Raw genomic sequence first — 18,740 nt, forward strand, 5'->3', positions numbered from 1 at the left:
TGATTTGTGATTATTGAAAAAAACTGTTAGTATAGCCATAGAGTTTTTGTGGAGGTTCTTATTTTGATTCCTGTAGATTTTAAAGAACGAATGAAATCATATCTTGGTGAAAAAGAGTTTGATGACTTTTTTAGCTCTTTTGACAATGATGAAAGATATCACTCCTTAAGAGTAAATACTCTTAAATGCAACAAGACAGATCTAAAGTCTAAGCTTTTGTATATAGAAAAGGAAGTGCCTTGGGAAGAAAATGGTTTTTACTATGAAGATGCCCAGCCCGGTAAGCACCCATATCATGAGGCTGGTCTTTATTATATTCAGGAACCCAGTGCTATGGCACCAGTGCATTTTCTTGATCCAAGGCCCGGTGAAAAGATACTTGATCTTTGCGCAGCCCCCGGCGGGAAAACTACGCAGATAGCTTCTTATATGGATGGTGAAGGAATTCTTGTGACTAACGAGATAAACAGGGACAGAGCCAAAATCTTATCTCTTAACGTGGAGAGACTTGGAATTAAAAATGCCCTTGTGCTTAACGAGGATTCCGCGCATCTATCTGAGATTTTTGAAGGGTACTTTGAGAAAATACTTGTGGATGCGCCGTGCTCAGGCGAGGGAATGTTCAGGAAAAATGATAACGCCGGAGATGAATGGAGTCTTGATAATGTCAGAACCTGCGCAGTAAGGCAAAAAGAGATCCTGTCAAATGCAGCCAAAATGCTTCTTCCGGGAGGAAGGCTTGTATATTCCACATGTACTTTTTCTGCTGATGAGAATGAAGAAACAGTTTTTGATTTTCTTTTTAATAATCCTGATTTTCATACCGTAAAGGTTGAGAAAACAGGTGGAATAGAAAACGGAAGAATAGAGCTTATTTCTGATGAACTTTATGAAAAGTGTGCATCTATTGATCCTGTGAGAGCAGAAAAGTGCAGAGAAGAAGTCTTGAATTCTATGAGGTTATGGCCTCATAAGCTGCAGGGTGAGGGGCATTTTTTGTGTGTGCTTGAAAGAGATGGAGAACTCACAAAGGAAAGCATGAATTCCTATGTGCCCGGAGGTAGGAACGTAGCTGCAAAGCCGGAATGCACCAAGGTTTTTGAAACTTTTGTAAAAGACACTCTTGTTTTTGATAAAAAGAGCTTTGAAATAAAAAGGGGAAAAATAGCTTGTGAACTCAATGGTGGAAGGAGTCTTAACGGACTCATATACATGTTTGGTGATCAGCTGTATCTTTGCCCGGAGGATATGCCTTCAGTAAATGGACTTAAGGTCATGAGAGGTGGCCTTCATCTTGGGACGATTAAAAAAGACAGGTTTGAGCCTTCTCATGCTTTAGCGCTGTTTTTAAAGCCTGAAGATGTATGCCTTTATAAGGACTACCCTTCTGATAGCTCTGAGATAAAGAGTTACCTGAATGGCCAGACCATGAAGATCACAGATGATACGTCAGATACTGCATCTGGCCAGGTGAAAAAAGACAGCAAGGGATGGGCACTTATAACAACTGACGGCTATAGCATTGGCTGGGCTAAAGCTGCAGGTGGTATGCTTAAAAACCATTATCCCAAGGGATTAAGAATAAATTACTAAATAGATTAAGACTAACTTTTGTTGGAGAACTGATGAAAAAATTACTTGTATATTTAAAAGATTATAAAAAGGAAACAATACTTGGACCTTTATTTAAACTTCTTGAGGCCTCATTTGAGCTTTTGGTTCCGCTTGTTATTGCGGCAATGATAGATAAGGGCATCGCAAGTGGAGATAAGGGCTATGTTATCAAGATGTGCCTTTTACTGATATTACTGTGCTTTGTAGGTTGTATCAGTGCTGTTACAGCGCAGTTTTTTGCAGCAAAAGCTGCAGCCGGTTTTGCTAAAAAGGCAAAGAAAGCTCTTTTTGATAATATTCAGAAATTGTCATATTCGGATATGGACAAACTTGGAACTTCTGCAATGATAACCAGGATGACCAGCGATATGAACCAGGTCCAGCAAGGTGTCAACATGACAATAAGGCTCCTTTTAAGATCACCTTTTGTCGTATTTGGTGCTATGGCTATGGCATTCACAATCGACTTCAGGCAGGCACTTGTTTTTGTAGTTACAATCGCGCTTTTGGCCTTTGTAGTTGTTTTCATAACAGGCTGGAGCATCCCCAGGTATGAAAAGATACAAAAAGGACTTGATACGCTTCTTAGGCTTACAAGAGAAAATCATACGGGCGTAAGAGTCATAAGAGCCTTTGGACTTGAAGATAGGGAAAAAGAAAACTTTGATCAGAACAATGACAGGCTCATGGGGCTACAGAAGTTTGTTGGCTCAGTGACAGCTCTTATGAATCCTGTGACTTATGCAATCCTTAACCTTTCTGTTGTATTTTTGATCTATAAGGGAGCTTTTTTGGTTGATGCAGGTGAACTTACTCAGGGAGAGATGGTTGCATTATATAACTACATGTTCCAGATTCTTGTGGAGCTCATTAAGCTTGCCAATCTGATCCTTACAATGACTAAAGCCATCGCTTCAGGCAACAGAGTTCAGGAGCTTATGGAATACAGATCATCTATGGAAGATGGCAGTGTCACAGAGTTTTCAGATGTGGAAGATCACGTTGTCTTTGATAATGTATCCATGAGCTATCACGGGGATGCAGAAGACAGTATTGAGAATATAAGCTTCGTTGCTAAAAGAGGCGAGAGGATCGGCATAATTGGCGGAACAGGAAGCGGTAAGTCTACACTTATAAATCTTATTCCAAGGTTCTATGACGTCAGAGAAGGTGCTGTTCTTATAGACGGACTAAATGTTAAAGAGTATAATCTTGAAGCTCTCAGAGAAAGAATTGGTATAGTTCCGCAAAAGGCAGTTCTTTTTCATGGGACTATCAGAGATAACATGAAGTGGGGCAAAAAAGATGCCACAGACGATGAGATTCGACAGGCACTTAAGATTGCCCAGGCAGAGGAAGTAGTAAAGGGAAAAGAGAACGGACTTGACTTTGTTGTAGCCCAGGGAGGAAAGAACTTCTCCGGTGGACAGAAGCAGCGACTTACAATTGCAAGAGCACTTGTGAGAAAGCCAGAGATTCTTATCCTTGATGACAGTGCGTCAGCTCTTGATTATCTTACAGATAAAAATCTGCGGGCAGCAATTGCAGGAATGGATAATCCGCCTACTACCTTTATTGTTTCTCAGAGAACATCCGCGGTAAGGGATTGCGATAAGATCCTGGTGCTTGATAACGGAAGTCTTGCAGGTATTGGTACACACGAGAAACTCCTTGAAAGCTGTGATCTTTATAAAGAAATCTATGATTCTCAGTACAAAAAGGAGGGTGCAGTATGAAAAAGGGAACACTAAAAAAGGTACTCAGATATGCAGCAAGATATAAGTTTTTGATATATTTATCAATGTTGCTGGCAGTGATAACAGCTCTTTTGTCCTTATATGTACCAATCCTTGCTGGAAGAGCAATTGATCATATTATTGGAAAAGGAAATGTCGATTTTACTATTGTTGGTGGCATATTGCTTAAGATGATCGTGACTATAGCTATTATTTCCGTTTGTCAGTGGATCATGAATAAGGCTAATAACAAGATAACCTTTCAGGTTGTAAGGGATGTGAGAAAAGAAGCTTTTGAAAGACTTCAGATACTTCCTTTTGAATATCTTGATTCCAAGCAGACAGGAGATATCGTAAGCAGGATCATTTCTGATGTTGATCTGTTCTCAGATGGACTTTTAATGGGATTTACCCAGCTTTTCACAGGCATTGTGACTATTGTCGGAACTTTAATGTTCATGTTCTATCTGAATTTTAAGATTGCACTGGTAGTAGTTGTTTTGACTCCTCTTTCTTTATTTGTAGCAAGATTCATTGCTACTAGGAGCTTTAATCTCTTTAAACTACAGTCAGAGGCAAGGTCTGATCAGACATCGTTTGTGGATGAAATGGTTGGAAATCTTTCTGTTGTTAAGGCCTTTGCTCATGAAGATGAGAATATGGAGTACTTTGATTGCATAAATGAAAGACTTGAGGAGACATCCATAAAAGCTACTTTCATTTCATCCCTGACTAACCCCGGAACAAGATTTATCAATAATCTTGTTTATGCGGCAGTTGCTTTGTTTGGAGCACTTACTTGTATTGCAGGGGGCATGACTGTTGGTGGACTTACTATTTTTCTTAGCTATGCCAATCAGTACACTAAACCCTTTAATGAAATCTCAGGTGTAGTTACGGAACTTCAGAACGCTCTTGCCTGTGCAGAGAGAGTTTTTGCCCTTATAGAAGAAAAGACCGAGATTCCTGATAGCGCTGATGCTCCGGATACTTTTGAGCCTTCAGGTGATGTTAAGTTTAACGATGTTTTCTTTTCATATGACAAAAATAAAAAGCTTATCGAAGACTTAAACCTTGATATCAGAAAGGGGCAGAGAGTAGCGATTGTTGGACCAACAGGCGCCGGAAAAAGTACGCTAATTAATCTTCTTATGAGATTTTATGATGTTGATGAAGGCGGCATTTCAATTGATGGAATTAACTTAAAGGACCTCAAGAGAAGACAGATAAGAGATAATTTTGGAATGGTTCTTCAGGAGACCTGGCTGCGTAGCGGAACCATAAAGGATAATATTACCCTTGGAAGAAGCGGCTTTACCGATGAAGAGATCATTGAAGCAGCAAAGGCTTCACATGCGCACAGCTTTATAAAAAGACTTCCTGAAGGTTATAATACCGTTATTTCAGAAAATGGAGGGAACCTCTCTCAGGGACAGAAACAGCTCCTTTGCATTACGAGAGTTATGCTCAGCATTCCGCCTATGCTGATTCTTGATGAGGCGACTTCATCAATCGATACAAGTACTGAAATACGTATTCAGAAGGCATTTAACAGGATGATGAGCGGCAGGACAAGCTTTATTGTTGCTCACAGACTTTCAACTATAAGAGAAGCAGATGTGATACTTGTCATGAAAAATGGACGTATCATTGAGCAGGGAAGCCATAATGAGCTTTTGGAGAAAAAAGGTTTTTATCATGAACTTTATAACAGTCAGTTTGCATAGACGCATATTGATGGTTTATTATGGATAAAGAGTTAGTGGTTTTTATTTAGGAGAAATTATATGACAAATCAAAAGAGACCTGTATTTGTAACCGGGCACAAGAATCCTGATACTGATTCAATCTGTGCAGCAATTACTTATGCAAATCTTAAAAGAGAAATAACAGGAGATGATTACATCGCCTGCAGAGCAGGACACCTGAATGAGGAGACTCAGTTCGTTCTATCTCATTTTGGAGTTGAGGTTCCTGCCTATGTAAAGGATGTAAGAACACAGGTTAGAGACATGGAGATCCGTATGCTTGACGGAATCAAGGATGACCTCTCGCTTAAGAATGCCTGGTCAAAAATGCGAGATGCAAGCGTAGTTACTCTTTGTGTTACAGAAGGTGATGAGCTTACAGGTATTGTAACAACTAATGATATCGTTGAAACATATATGGATGTTATTGATCCAAAGATTCTTTCTATGGCTCAGACATCTTACCAAAATATTGTTGAGACTCTCGATGGAGAACTAATTGTTGGTGAGATTGAGGATACACTTACCAAAGGAAAGGTAGTTATAGCGGCTGCTAATCCCGATATGATGGAAAATGTCATCGAAGAGGGCGACGTTGTCATTCTTGGTAACAGATATGATATGCAGCTTTGCGCAATTGAGATGAAAGCGGGATGCATCATAGTCTGTGAGGGCGCAAGCGTAGCCAAGACTATTCAGACTCAGGCTAAGGACCATGGAACCAAGATAATCTGTACTCCGCACGATACATTCGTCGTAGCAAGACTTATCAATCAGAGTATGCCTGTCTCTTATGTAATGAGAAAAGACAACCTGATCACTTTCCATATGGATGATTATATTGAAGACATTCAGGAAGTTATGGCATCTACAAGACACAGATATTTCCCTGTTCTTGATAAGGATGACCATTACATCGGAATGATCAGCCGAAGGAATTTCCTTGGTGCGAAAAAGAAACAGCTTATTCTTGTTGACCACAATGAGAAAAACCAGGCTGTTAATGGTGCTGATTCTGCAGAAATTCTGGAGATCATCGATCACCACAGACTTCGCACTATTGAGACTGCAGGACCTGTGTTCTTTAGAAACCAGCCTCTTGGTTCTACATGTACTATTATTTATCTTATGTACAAAGAATACGGAGTTGAGATAAATAAGACTATTGCTGGACTTCTACTTGCAGCTATTTTATCAGATACACTTATGTTCAGATCTCCTACGTGTACGAATATCGACAAGAAGGCAGGAGAGGAACTTTCCAAGATAGCAGGAGTTGACTATGAGGAGTTTGCAAAAGAGATGTTCCATGCAGGCTCAAATCTTAGCGGCAAGACTGCTACAGAGATCCTTCACCAGGATTTCAAGAAGTTTACAGTAGATGATCTCACAATTGGAATTGGACAGATCAATTCCATGAGTGCTGAGGAACTTATAGATATCAAGGAAAAGATCCAGCCTGAGCTTTCAAAGGTTGCAGATGATGACGGACTTGATATGCTGTTCTTTATGCTTACAGATATTATCAGTGAGTCTTCTGAGGTTGTATTTGCAGGAGCAAAGGCACAGCACACGCTTAATGCGGCTTTTGGAGTGAACATCGACGGAGACAGTGCAAGGCTCCCCGGCGTGGTATCCCGCAAAAAGCAGTTGCTTCCTAATATCGTTGAAGCTATACAAAGCTGAGATAGGTAGCGTCAGGTGCAGAGAGATATTTTCGCGTGTGTGTGCACTCATGCTGACGCTCTCGCTTCGTGAAAAACGTAGCAGTACTAAGGCAGAAAAATACTCTGCCTAAGCACTGACGTTTTTCAAGACAGCACAATCACACACACACTTTCAAATATTTCTCTGCACATGCATATACGTTTCTGAGGTTGAAAGGATATGGACGAATTAAGAGCAAAACTGTTACATGAAATAATAGGAATCTATGGGCCGGGACAGGGAATGTCCATAGCATCAGTTATAGTGCCGGCGTTCATAGGAGATTTTCAGAAGGTAGTATGTGATAGTAGTTCTTTTGATGAAGTGTCAGAAGAATATATGACTGAGGATAAGAAAATTCATCTTGAATTGTATGGCCGTAAGTTAATGGGGAAGGGTGTAAATAATTTTGCAATCACAAGGTGCGTCTTTAATGGCAAGGTTATTGTTAATGATTGATGCTTGTTAACAGATAAATGGTCAGAATTCAAGTTGAGAAAGCATAAAAAAGAAATAAATTGAGGATGTAAATCATAAATAATACTATGGAAGATAATAGCAATTTAGTTTGGAGATTAAAGAAGGAAGAGCATGTTGTTCAGGATGAATGGATAGATTTCAGAAGAAATGACTATGAGCTTCCAAATGGGGAAGTAATAGGTCCTGTCTATAATTATTCCAAACATAGTTTTTCGCTTATTGTTGCTACTGATGAGAATGGAGATTTTATCTGTGTTCGTCAGTACAGGCATGGAATAGATGAGGTAACAAGCGAATTCCCTGCCGGTGCTATCGAGTATAAGGAAAAAAGTGATGTTCCTTATATTACCAGTAAGAATATAGTTGCTTCGGAGGAAGATGCCTTTAAGGCTGCAAAGAGAGAACTTAAAGAAGAGACAGGATATGTTTCTGATAACTGGAAGCATCTTCTTACAACGCCTGCCAATGCCACATTATCAAACAGCAATGTCCATATTTATGCTGCGACAAATTGCAGGAAGGTTACCGGGCAGCACCTTGATGATACTGAGTTTTTAAATGTTCTGACTTTATCAGAAAAGGAGCTTAAGCAAAGAATATTTGAGGGTGATTTCAAACAGTCACTTCATGTGCTTGCATACTATCTTTTTAAAGATATGATGTAAGTTGGAGGGAAGACAGAGGGATAAAAAAGAAGCCAAAACACTTATAATTAAAGCGTTTTGGCTTCTTAATTTAGTGCCGGCAGTGGGACTTGAACCCACACGTGGTTACCCACAACAGATTTTGAGTCTGCATCGTCTGCCATTCCGACATGCCGGCCGATATAAGGCTGAATCATATAACTGACACAGCTTTATTAGTTTAGCATAGGTATCATGGATATTCAAGTGATTTTTTGAGTGTAAACGCGCGCTTTGTGCATACATTTAAAGGGATATATGTTATAATGGTAAAGTACTATCGATAAAAAGATAACAGAAGCGCGTCTACTCATGATTGAAATGAGGTATGCATGATATATCTGGTTTGTTTCTGTATAGCACTTGTGATGCTGCTGTTCATAGTAGCTTATGAGAAAGCGATAGATGTCAATCTTATCTTACTTATTGCTGTAGTAGCAGTAGGTAATGGTGGTTATTATGCGCTTTACTCTTCGCAGAATCTTGAGGAAGCAATCCTTGCAAATACTATGTCTTACGTTATTGGTATTTTTGCGCCAACAGTTCTTTTTCTTATTATTTGTAATATCTGTCACGTATTTGTTCCCAAGATTGTAAGCTCGATTTTGTATGCAGTTCAAATTGTTATCTTTCTTACTGTAAGTACAGTAGGAAAATCTGATATCTTCTATAAAACTGTAGAATATAGTACAGATGGCGGTGGTGCTTATCTTATTAAGACTTATGGCCCGATGCACTCAGTTTTCTTAGTCTTTTTGCTTCTTTATACTACGGCTGGTATCGTAGTCTGCATGTATTCTCTTAGTAGGAAGACTGTAGTCAGCAGAACTAATGTCAACATCATTCTTTTTATGGATATGCTTGTTGTAGGAGTATATCTTGTTGAGAAATTCATACATCTTGAATTTGAGCTTATCCCTATTTTCCTGACTTTTTCCATAGCTGTAATCATGGTGCCACTTATCAGAATATCTGTGTATTCCGTTTACAATAACAAGGACATTTTTGAGGATGAGATAAATAGTACAGGATACATTATTTTTAGCAGAAAGCTAAAGTATATGGGATGTAATGACTATGCGAAAGTTCTTTTCCCTGAGCTTGATAAATGGGAGCTTGAAAAAAAGATTCCGGGTAATGGAGGGCGGTTTAATACGTTCCTTAGAAAACCGCTAATGGATTATGTTAAAGAGAATACCACAAAAAAGACCCCGGTAAAGACTTATGGGTATAAGGGACAGATTTACAGATATGAAATAGCAAAGCTTATGAGCAGCAAGAAATGGTCAATTGGGTATCTTATAAAGGTGCACAACGTGACCGAGGTCATCAGGGAAAACGCAAAAGTACCATCGGAGCAGACTGATGAAGAGAAATCTCAGATATAAGTCCAGTGAAATATTGGAAAACCTGATCAGCATAGGGCTATTGTTTGTGCTTGCACTGACAATAGTTACCATGGGTATTGCTTTTTTTGACCGAAGAAATGCTGATGAAGCTTATATGGGGTCCTTTGATACGGACAGCTTTAATCAGGGATGGACAATTTCCGGCGATGACTCAGGTAAAAAGATTGAACTCCCCTGGGTTGTGCCTTCTGAATATGGTGATAAGATAACGATCGTCAATACACTGCCAAGGCTTCTTAATAATGGAATGAGCCTTATGGTCAGATCTAATATGGAAGATGTTCATGTGTATGTGGATGGTAAACTCAGAAGTGAGTATTCTACCGAATCCATGGAATACATGTCTTACTATATCCCCAGTGCATATCTTGTTACTACCTTGTATTCTTCTGATTCAGGAAAAGAGATAAGAGTGGTAGTTAAGTTCAAAACAAACAGAATAGTAAATGACATGAGCATAAGCTATGGCAATAACGTCTGGTTCAAGGTTATTAAAAATGGACTTTGGGTTAATATCAGCGCCATAATAGTTTGTGCTCTCGGAGCAGTTTTGTTTGTGACGTCACTGTTTTTTGGAAATTCATTTAGAGTTGGAGCAACCAAAAATCTGGGACTTCTCATGATGAATATCACGCTGTGGGTTCTTAGCGAGTCTACATTAAGACAGTTCATTTTTCATAGACCCTCATTATCAAGGTATTTTTCCTATTTTCTTGTGGAACTTATAGGGGCTCTGTCATGTATGTATTTTGATGAGGTGCAGCACAGAGTTTATCATAAGAGATATCTTGTGCTTGAAGGCCTTGTCCTTGGACAGATCATTATAAACATTCTTTTGACCATGGGAGGAATTTTTGATTTGTATCAGACCATGGCCATTTCCCAGGTATTAAACGCTGTCTGTGCAATTGTCTCTATCGTAAACATCTTTACTGATATCAGAACAAAAAGAGTCAGAGAATATCATATAACGGCTGTAGGTATGATATTTTTCATATTCTCGGCAATTATTGAATTTGCAGGCTATCATTTTGGAATGTTCAGTTCATTTGGCGCTCGTATATGTACGGGGCTTTTGCTTTTGATGGCGGCAACTGTCATCCAGACACTTTATGATGAGATAAAGCTTTACAGAAATACTGAAAAGAACCGTATTTCCATGACTATAAATACTATACAGACCATCGCAAGTGCTATAGATGCCAGAGATGAGTACACAGGAGGGCATTCTGAGCGTGTGGGATTATATGCCGAGAGACTTGCAAGAGAAATGGCAGCGGACTACGATTTTAGTGAGGAAGATATATTAACAATTCATTATGTGGGGCTTGTTCACGACATTGGAAAAATAGGGGTTGCAGATAATGTCCTCAATAAACCCGGTAAACTGAATGATGAAGAATATAGCCTGATGAAAAAACATACAGAAATAGGGTATGAGATCATGAATACTCTTGGAGAGGACATGAAAGTTCTTTTGGACGGAATAAGATATCATCATGAGAGATTTGATGGAAAAGGTTATCCGGATGGCCTTTCAGATACTGATATCCCACTGGTTGCACGAATACTTGCTATAGCAGACAGCTACGACGCAATGACTTCTGATCGTGTGTACAGAAACAGGCTGACAGACGAAGAAGTAAGAGAGCAGTTTGTTAATGGGGCCGGTACGCAGTTTGATCCTTTACTGGTAGATATATTTGTAGGTCTTTTAGATGATAAAGAAATAAGTGCTGTTACCCTAAATGATGTTAAGGATAATGGGATGTCAGGTAAAAAGAATTCTGGGCTTCTTGAGACAAAGCTTCAAAGTGATCTTTTACTAGGAAAAGAAAATATTCTCAACCCTTCTCATGTCAGAATGCTATGTTATGTTATGAAACTTATGGAAAAGAAGGGAAAACAGTATCAGTTACTTTTTGTAAAACCTTTGGGATATGAAGATCAGTATAGGCAGGTTATAAAAGAAATAACTGATGCACATGACGTCAATATTCAGTATACAGAAGGTCAATATATAGTTGCTTTTTATGATAAAGAAGAATCACAGATTGAAGAATATGAAAATGCGATTAATAAAGCCTGCCCGACAGCAGAAATAAAACGACTTTCGTGAAAATGTGATACACTATATATAGTATTATTATAAACGTTTCAAAGGGGCGCTTATGAAGCTGATATCTGTTAACAAACTTGAACCCGGAATGGTGGTTTCGGAAAATATCTATACCATAGATGACAGGCTTGTTCTTCCCAAGGGAACAGTGCTGGACAGTAAGGGTATAGAGAGGATAAAGTCACATTCTCTTTATAATATTTTTATAGAGGATGAGGTCAAACCTGTTCCTAAATCTGTTCCAATAAAGCCCAAGGCAGAGCTTTCCTATTCAGAGAAGCTAAAGAATTCCGAAGGGTTTATTAGATTCAAACAGCATCTTGAAGAGAACGCTGAAAAGCTTGAAGAGTCTTTTCGTATGATCGCTAATGATACTATGCCTCTTGATGTCGATAAGCTTACAGAACCTGTTTATCATCTCTTTGTTGAAGCTGGTGGAACAGCAGGCGTTTTTGATATGCTCCATAACCTTAGGGATAATTCCGATGCAGTATATATGCATAGCCTTAATGTATCTTTGATATGCAATACCCTTGCTACATGGATGAGACTTCCCAAGGAAAAGATACATCTTGCTACAGCAGGTGGTCTATTGCATGATATTGGGAAAGTGCTTCTCCCACCGGAACTTCTTACTAAAACTACTCCTCTTACACCCTTTGAGCAGAAGACCATGAATGAACATGTGGTAAAGGGGTATGAGCTTGTTAAAGACAAGGATATTGATGTTCATATCAAAAACTGTGTTTTGATGCACCATGAACTCAGGGATGGTTCAGGCTTCCCATTCCATCTGAAAAATGAACAGATAGATGAGATAGCATCAATCGTAACTGTAGCCAATGTCTATGATGAGATGACATCTCAAAGACTGTACAGATCTCAGATATGTCCATTCGAAGTAATTGAACAATTTGAGGAAGAGGGAATTGATAAGTATGATCCCAATACTATCATGACCTTCCTTAGTAATATAGTTAATACTTTTATTGCCAATAGAGTAATGTTAAATAACGGTAAGACCGGAGATATCATCTTTGTAAATCCAAATCATTTGGCAAGACCTGTTGTGAAGTGCGGTGATACTTACGTCGATCTTGCTACAAACAAGCAACTCTCTATTGTGGCTGTGATCTAGATTTTTCCTTGCTTTAAGGTAAATTTGCACAAATAGCGAATACTAAAATTGTAAAAAGCGTTTCTTGAAGAAAAAGGCTTTTTTGTATACTATTAAGATATGGAAACTGTAATATATATTAATGGTTTCCATATTTGCAAATAAAGTTATTAGTATATAAGAAGCCTCTTTTTTTAGTGGCAGAAAAGGGAAGATTATGACTGAGAAATCTAAAGTTATTTTTGGCAATGTAATTAGTGATAAAGATTACAGATCAGCGGTTAAGTCCAAGAAAAGCTATATAAAGAAATATGGTGATGATTCAAATGTCAACTACGGCTTTGATGTTGTAGATAATGAAGTTATTGGACCACTTCTTGGGGTGAAAAATGTTGAAGTTTCATCTAAGGCTCCTGTTTCGGAGATGGACAGGGAGAATGGGATCATTGTTGGAAATATAAGAATGGGATTTGGCCATTACAGAATCTCAATGGCAATGGCATCTTATGCCCATCATCTTGGATATACACCATATTGGATGGATCTTAATTCATATAAAGAGACAACCTGCACCAAGGTTATAGGTGCTCAGAACGACTTGTATTCTCTTGGATCAAGACTCAGCAAGAACCCAATTTTCAATAAGCTTGTCTGGGAACCTATGAACTATGAGGGATTCAGAGCTCTTTCATATAATGCCAAAGACCAGAAAAATGCCGAGCTCATGGCACCTGTATATAAAAATGTGCCTAAGGATATTCCTGTTATTGCAACTCATGCATGGCCTGCACAGGCAGCAATTCACGCAGGAATGAAATATGTAGTTAATGCTATTCCTGATAACTGGCCAATGGCTCTTCATTTATCTGAAGGCTCAGTTCATACAATACAGTGTAAGAATGCATATATGGGTTACAGAGTCCTCAATGGAATGAATAAAAAGAGCGTTTCAAAGCCTATGCCAAAGGACGCACTTGTTTATACAGGGCATTACATTGACTATGAGCTTGTATCAAATATTGAAAAAGACTGTGATATGAGAATTGCCAGAAAGAAAAATGGCGATCCTATGAGATTTCTTTTGACTATTGGCGGAGCAGGCGCACAGAAAGAGATATTTGCAGAGATCATAAAGCACCTGATCCCAAGTATAAAAGATGGAAAGGCTGTTCTCTACGTTAATGTCGGCGATTACAGAAACGTTTGGGATGAGCTTGTATCCGAGATAGATGGAATGAAGGCTCTTGCAACAGAGCATATGAATGATTGGAAAGATACACTTGAGTTTGCAGAAAAAGCTCTTGATCCTTCAAATCTTATTACAGGAATCCATGGTTTTTATCACAAGAATATTTTTGAGGCAGTTTACGCAACAAATCTTCTTATGAGAAGCTGCGATGTACTTGTGACAAAACCAAGTGAGCTGGCCTTTTATCCTGTTCCAAAGCTCTTTATCAAGAGAGTTGGTAAACATGAGATGTGGGGAGCAATCCATTCAGCAGAGATTGGGGATGGTACACTTGAGTGCAGAGATATACCGCATATCCTTCAGATGGTTGACCAGTTCCTTGAAACTGATCTTTTGAATGAGATGTGTGAGAGCATAGTTCTTAACAAAAAAATGGGTATCTATGACGGAGCAAAAAAAGTTGTTGAGCTTGCTGTAAAGCTTAAGGAGGGTAAAAACTAATGGAAAAAGCAAAACTGTCAGGGGCTGCGAAGGCGTCCTATGGACTGGGTGCTGTGGGAAAAGACATGGTATACATGCTTTCAGCATCTTATGTACTTTATTATTTTCAGGATATTTTAGGGGTAAGCGCTGCTGCAATGGGTGTTATCCTTATGGTGGCACGTGTATTTGATGCGTTTAACGATCCTATCATGGGAGCGATAGTTGCCAAGACCAAGACCCGTTGGGGCAAGTTCAGACCCTGGCTTCTTATAGGAACGATCACAAATGCAATCGTTCTTTATCTTATGTTCTCAGCTCCGCCAACTCTTTCAGGAAGCGGGCTTGTGGCTTATGCTGCTGTAACTTACATAGTTTGGGGTGTTACCTATACAATGATGGATATCCCATATTGGTCAATGATCCCTGCCTTTACTGAGGGCGGAAAAGAGAGAGAGGGCCTCACAACACTTGCTCGTTCATGTGCAGGAGTTGGTTCTGCTATTATCACTATCATCACAGTAATGTCAGTATCTGCTCTTGGTAGAACCTTTGGACCTGCAGGAATTTCAGACAGAGAAGTTGAAAGAATCGGTTTTTCTTACTTTTCAATTGCTGTAGCTGTTCTCTTTGTATTATTTACAGTTATCTGCTGCATCAATGTAAAAGAAAAAGCTACAACAGATATGAAGTCAGCTTCAATAGGAGAGATGTTCAAGGCTCTTATCCAGAATGACCAGGCTATGGCAGTAACTGTAGCAATCGTAATTGTAAACTGCTCAATTTATATTACATCAAACCTTGTTATCTATTTCTTTAAATATGATTTTGGCGGAACAGGCTGGAGAGGTGACTATACTCTGTTTTCTACTTTTGGCGGCGGAATACAGATCCTTGCAATGATGCTTTTATATCCATTACTTAGAAAGTTCTTTTCATCAATTCAGATTTATTATGTCAGCCTTGGAATGGCTATTGCAGGATACATTTCACTTCTTGTTCTGGCATCAACATCTATGAGCAATGTATTTCTGTTATTTATACCGGGATTCTTTATCTTTGCTGCAAATGGTATGCTTGCTGTTATAACAACAGTATTTCTTGCCAACACTGTTGACTACGGTGATCTTAAGAACAAGCGCCGCGATGAATCTGTTATTTTTTCAATGCAGACATTTGTAGTTAAGCTTGCTTCCGGAATCTCAGCTCTTATTGCATCTTTAGCACTTCAGATCCTTGCACTTTCACAGGATGTTGAGGAAACTGCTGAAAAAATTGATTACTCACTTGGAGTAGAAGCTGCTCAGAAGATGGGACTTAGAATGACGATGACTCTTATTCCTATCGCGGGTCTTATCTTTGCAATCTTCTGGTTTAAGAAAAAATACATTTTGACAGACGAAAAACTTCAGGAAATTTCTGTTGAACTTGTAAAAAGGGAAACTGAAAAAATGAAGTAATTCATAATTATACGAAAGAAGGGTTATGTGTGGAAAATTGCCGCACATAACCCTTTTTTAAATTATAAAATAATTATAAAATCACAAAAAAATACCGAATTATGATAGATGTTATGATTAAAAACGCGTTATAATTTGTAACAGTATTGTAAGAAGTATTACAGGATTGATAGAAATGAATATTGATTCATTTCTTTAGGGCGGATCAATCAATACTTCAAGGGTGGAAAAACAGTACTATTTGGGATTTTTTAACGGCTTTTTATTTTCTTATTTAATGGGAGGGGAATTGTATGAGCCATAGTGCGGCTAAAGTTGCGTTCGTAGCGTCTTCAGGTGGTCACCTGGAGGAAATTTCCAGATTAAAAGAAATAGAAAAAAAATACGATTGTTTTCTTGTTACAGAAAAAAGTGATTTTGAGGTCAAGGATTTTTGTAACAGACATTATTATGTCCCACAGATGAATAGAAAGCAGGCACAGTTTCCTATTAAGTTTATTTATCTGTTCCTTAGGACAATACAGATATTACTTAAAGAGAAGCCTGAATTCATCATTACAACAGGAGCTCTTATAGCGTATCCATTCTGTGTGGTAGGTAAGCTCTTGGGAAAAAAGGTCATTTATGTAGAATCTTTTGCCAGGGTTAACCATCCGTCAATGACAGGAAAGCTTGTATATAACCTGTCGGATCTTTTCATGGTTCAGTGGGAAGATATGCTTGAGAATTATCCAAAATCAATGCTTGGTGGCGAAATATTTTAAATTTGCATCGTGGGGGTGTTGTCTTGATTTTTGTTACGCTTGGAACACAAAAATTTCAGATGAACAGACTAGTTAAGGCGGTTGATGAACTTGCCGGGAAAAATACGGTTGGAGAAGAATTTTTTATTCAGACAGGATCTTCAACTTATAAGCCAAAAAATTGTAAGTATGTTGACTTTATTGATTCTGAAGAATATGCAAAAAAAATATCAGAATGCAGCATACTTATCACACATGCGGGTGTAGGCACCATAATTACCGGGACCAATGCCAAAAAGCCTGTAATAGTAGTTCCAAGGCAGAGCAGATTTGGAGAACACGTGGATGACCACCAGGGAGAGATAGCAAATGCTTTTTCATCAAAAGGATGCGTGCTTAGCTGCGAAAATATTGATGAGCTTGGCGATTATATTGAAAAAGCAAAAACTTATGATTTTAAGCCTTATGTAGTAAAGGGTGGAAATATTGAAGATATAATTCTGAATTTCATGGGAATGTTTGATTAAGGGTTGGAGAAGTATGAATCGTAGGAATAAGGGAGCAAATACCAACGCTATACAGATGTGCATAGATATTTTTTTGATATCTGTCGTGTACTTCATTGAAAAGATGGTTTATGGCAACTATTTAAGAGAAAGTACATATCTTAAATGCTTTGCCCTTGTTATCGTCTTTGGAGTCGTATATATCCTGGCTAATAAAGAGGCCAGGATTTATAATGTCACATTGTTTTTCTATATGGACAGATTCTGGAAGATACTGACAAAGTCCTGGTTTTTGGCATCAATTACAACAATAGTATTTATGTATGTTTACAATCCCGGGCCGGGAGCAAGGCGATTCCATTTTCACTATCTTTTGTTCACTTATATTGCAATATGTTTGAACATGATAGTGAGTAGATTCCTGCAGATGATCACAACTACCTATAAGGCTCCAAGAGCAGCTTACGTTGGGACTTTTGAAGAGTTTGAGAAGTTTAACTATTTCCTGAATAAGACAAGCATGAAGATAGAAAATGTCGGATACATTTTGGAAAAAGGAGAACTTGAGAACAGAGTATTTAATGTTTTAGGAAATCTGTCAGAGCTTGAAAATATTATCAGAAAATATGAGCTTGATCAGGTATATTTCATGCAGCATACAGATGATAATCTGGCGCAGATCCATGAGTATGTAGATATCTGTCTTGAGATGGGAGTCACAGTCAAAGTGGTTATAGACGCTGACGGCCATCACCTTATGAACAGGCCAAACAGTTTTGTAAGTTCAGTTGGAACTTATCCGCTTATTACATATCATACAGTAACTCTTAATACTTATGAGCAGCTTGTGAAAAGACTGATGGATATATTTGTAAGTCTTGTTGGAATAATAATTACTTTCCCAATCATGCTTATTACAGCAATTGCAATAAAGCTTGATTCAAGTGGCCCTGTTTTATTCAAACAAAAAAGAGTTGGTCAAAATGGAAGGACTTTTGAAATATATAAATTCCGGAGCATGTGTATTGATGCAGAGGAAAAGAAGGAAGAACTCCTATCGCAGAACGAGATGGACGGATTCATGTTTAAGATAAAAGATGATCCAAGAGTCACAAAGGTAGGAAGGTTCATCCGAAAAACCAGTATTGATGAGCTTCCACAGTTTTTTAACGTTTTAAAGGGAGATATGAGTGTGGTCGGCACAAGGCCGCCGACATTGGATGAAGTATCACAGTACAAGAGGGAACAATGGCGAAGAATCAGCATTAAGCCCGGAATAACAGGAATGTGGCAGATAAGTGGTAGAAGCAACATCACTGATTTTGATGATGTTGTAGAGCTTGATCTGAAATATATAGACAACTGGAGTATTTTAACAGATGTCCAGATAATACTGAAAACAGTTGGAGTTTTGTTTAGGAGAAAGGGAGCGTATTAAGGGGAATATCATGGCGATAAATAGAAATGATGTTATTAAATTAAAAAAGGATCTCAATGTTACAGACCTTTCAGGAGAAAAGGTCATGATCGATTTTGATTCCGGCAAATACTTCATGATAAAGGGTTCCGGAAATGATATATGGGATCTGATTCAGAAAGAGATAACGGTGGATGAGATCATAAAAAAGCTTTTGGCAGAGTACGATGTGTCAGAGGATGAATGTGAAAAGGCAGTTCTTGAGTTTTTGGGGAGATTAAAAGAACTGGATTTTATTTGACTCGGTATAGAAAAAGTATTGATGGATTTTA

General features: G+C 38.4%; 15 protein-coding genes and 1 tRNA gene. 15 read left to right on the top strand and 1 reads right to left on the bottom strand.

Annotated features, from left to right (window positions below; genetic code table 11):
* The first annotated feature begins 63 nt into the window (after positions 1-63).
* The 6 genes from E7303_RS04970 to E7303_RS04995 all read left to right on the top strand — a co-directional run bounded on the left by E7303_RS04970 (position 64) and on the right by E7303_RS04995 (position 7,950).
* Positions 64-1,593 (top strand): RsmF rRNA methyltransferase first C-terminal domain-containing protein, encoded by a 1,530-nt coding sequence (locus E7303_RS04970; protein ID WP_292144123.1) that lies wholly within the window; start codon positions 64-66, stop codon positions 1,591-1,593.
* A gap of 32 nt (positions 1,594-1,625) precedes the next feature.
* Positions 1,626-3,350 (top strand): ABC transporter ATP-binding protein, encoded by a 1,725-nt coding sequence (locus E7303_RS04975; protein ID WP_292144124.1) that lies wholly within the window; start codon positions 1,626-1,628, stop codon positions 3,348-3,350.
* Positions 3,347-5,077 carry an ABC transporter ATP-binding protein gene (locus E7303_RS04980; protein ID WP_292144125.1) on the top strand — a complete coding sequence of 577 codons (1,731 nt, stop codon included), beginning with the start codon at positions 3,347-3,349 and terminating at the stop codon, positions 5,075-5,077. The genes E7303_RS04975 and E7303_RS04980 overlap by 4 nt, the downstream gene beginning before the upstream one ends.
* Positions 5,078-5,137: 60 nt before the next feature.
* A complete protein-coding gene (locus E7303_RS04985; RefSeq protein ID WP_292144126.1) occupies positions 5,138-6,784 on the top strand; it encodes a putative manganese-dependent inorganic diphosphatase in 1,647 nt (548 codons plus the stop codon).
* Between the two features lie 201 nt (positions 6,785-6,985).
* Positions 6,986-7,264, top strand: coding sequence for a hypothetical protein (locus tag E7303_RS04990; protein WP_292144127.1), 279 nt, complete (start codon positions 6,986-6,988; stop codon positions 7,262-7,264).
* An 86-nt stretch (positions 7,265-7,350) separates the two neighbouring features.
* Entirely contained in the window at positions 7,351-7,950 is a 600-nt protein-coding gene (locus E7303_RS04995; protein ID WP_292144128.1) for an NUDIX hydrolase, read from the top strand.
* Positions 7,951-8,024: 74 nt separating this feature from the next.
* On the opposite strand, the gene E7303_RS05000 is transcribed toward E7303_RS04995, so the two are convergent.
* Positions 8,025-8,107, bottom strand: a tRNA-Leu gene (locus E7303_RS05000).
* 193 nt (positions 8,108-8,300) lie between these two features.
* Here E7303_RS05000 and E7303_RS05005 point away from each other — a divergent pair.
* From E7303_RS05005 to E7303_RS05045, 9 genes are all read left to right on the top strand, one after another.
* On the top strand, positions 8,301-9,356 hold the full coding sequence (locus E7303_RS05005) for a histidine kinase N-terminal 7TM domain-containing protein (RefSeq protein WP_292144129.1): 1,056 nt from the start codon (positions 8,301-8,303) through the stop codon (positions 9,354-9,356).
* Complete coding sequence (locus E7303_RS05010) at positions 9,334-11,496, top strand: HD-GYP domain-containing protein (protein ID WP_292144130.1); 2,163 nt, start codon at positions 9,334-9,336, stop codon at positions 11,494-11,496. The genes E7303_RS05005 and E7303_RS05010 overlap by 23 nt, the downstream gene beginning before the upstream one ends.
* A 52-nt stretch (positions 11,497-11,548) precedes the next feature.
* Complete coding sequence (locus tag E7303_RS05015) at positions 11,549-12,634, top strand: HD-GYP domain-containing protein (RefSeq protein ID WP_292144131.1); 1,086 nt, start codon at positions 11,549-11,551, stop codon at positions 12,632-12,634.
* Positions 12,635-12,830: 196 nt separating this feature from the next.
* On the top strand, positions 12,831-14,303 hold the full coding sequence (locus E7303_RS05020; protein ID WP_292144132.1) for a DUF6937 domain-containing protein: 1,473 nt from the start codon (positions 12,831-12,833) through the stop codon (positions 14,301-14,303).
* Complete coding sequence (locus E7303_RS05025) at positions 14,303-15,742, top strand: glycoside-pentoside-hexuronide (GPH):cation symporter (RefSeq protein WP_292144133.1); 1,440 nt, start codon at positions 14,303-14,305, stop codon at positions 15,740-15,742. Before E7303_RS05020 ends, E7303_RS05025 begins: the two co-directional genes overlap by 1 nt.
* A 293-nt stretch (positions 15,743-16,035) precedes the next feature.
* Complete coding sequence (pssD, locus tag E7303_RS05030) at positions 16,036-16,506, top strand: PssD/Cps14F family polysaccharide biosynthesis glycosyltransferase (protein WP_292144134.1); 471 nt, start codon at positions 16,036-16,038, stop codon at positions 16,504-16,506.
* Positions 16,507-16,529: 23 nt separating this feature from the next.
* Entirely contained in the window at positions 16,530-17,012 is a 483-nt protein-coding gene (pssE, locus tag E7303_RS05035; RefSeq protein WP_292144135.1) for a PssE/Cps14G family polysaccharide biosynthesis glycosyltransferase, read from the top strand.
* Between the two features lie 13 nt (positions 17,013-17,025).
* Complete coding sequence (locus E7303_RS05040) at positions 17,026-18,429, top strand: sugar transferase (protein WP_292144136.1); 1,404 nt, start codon at positions 17,026-17,028, stop codon at positions 18,427-18,429.
* A gap of 10 nt (positions 18,430-18,439) precedes the next feature.
* A complete protein-coding gene (locus E7303_RS05045; RefSeq protein ID WP_292144137.1) occupies positions 18,440-18,709 on the top strand; it encodes a lasso peptide biosynthesis PqqD family chaperone in 270 nt (89 codons plus the stop codon).
* The last annotated feature ends 31 nt before the right edge of the window (positions 18,710-18,740 follow it).

This window comes from Butyrivibrio sp., from assembly GCF_015056685.1.
Taxonomy (GTDB): domain Bacteria; phylum Bacillota; class Clostridia; order Lachnospirales; family Lachnospiraceae; genus Butyrivibrio.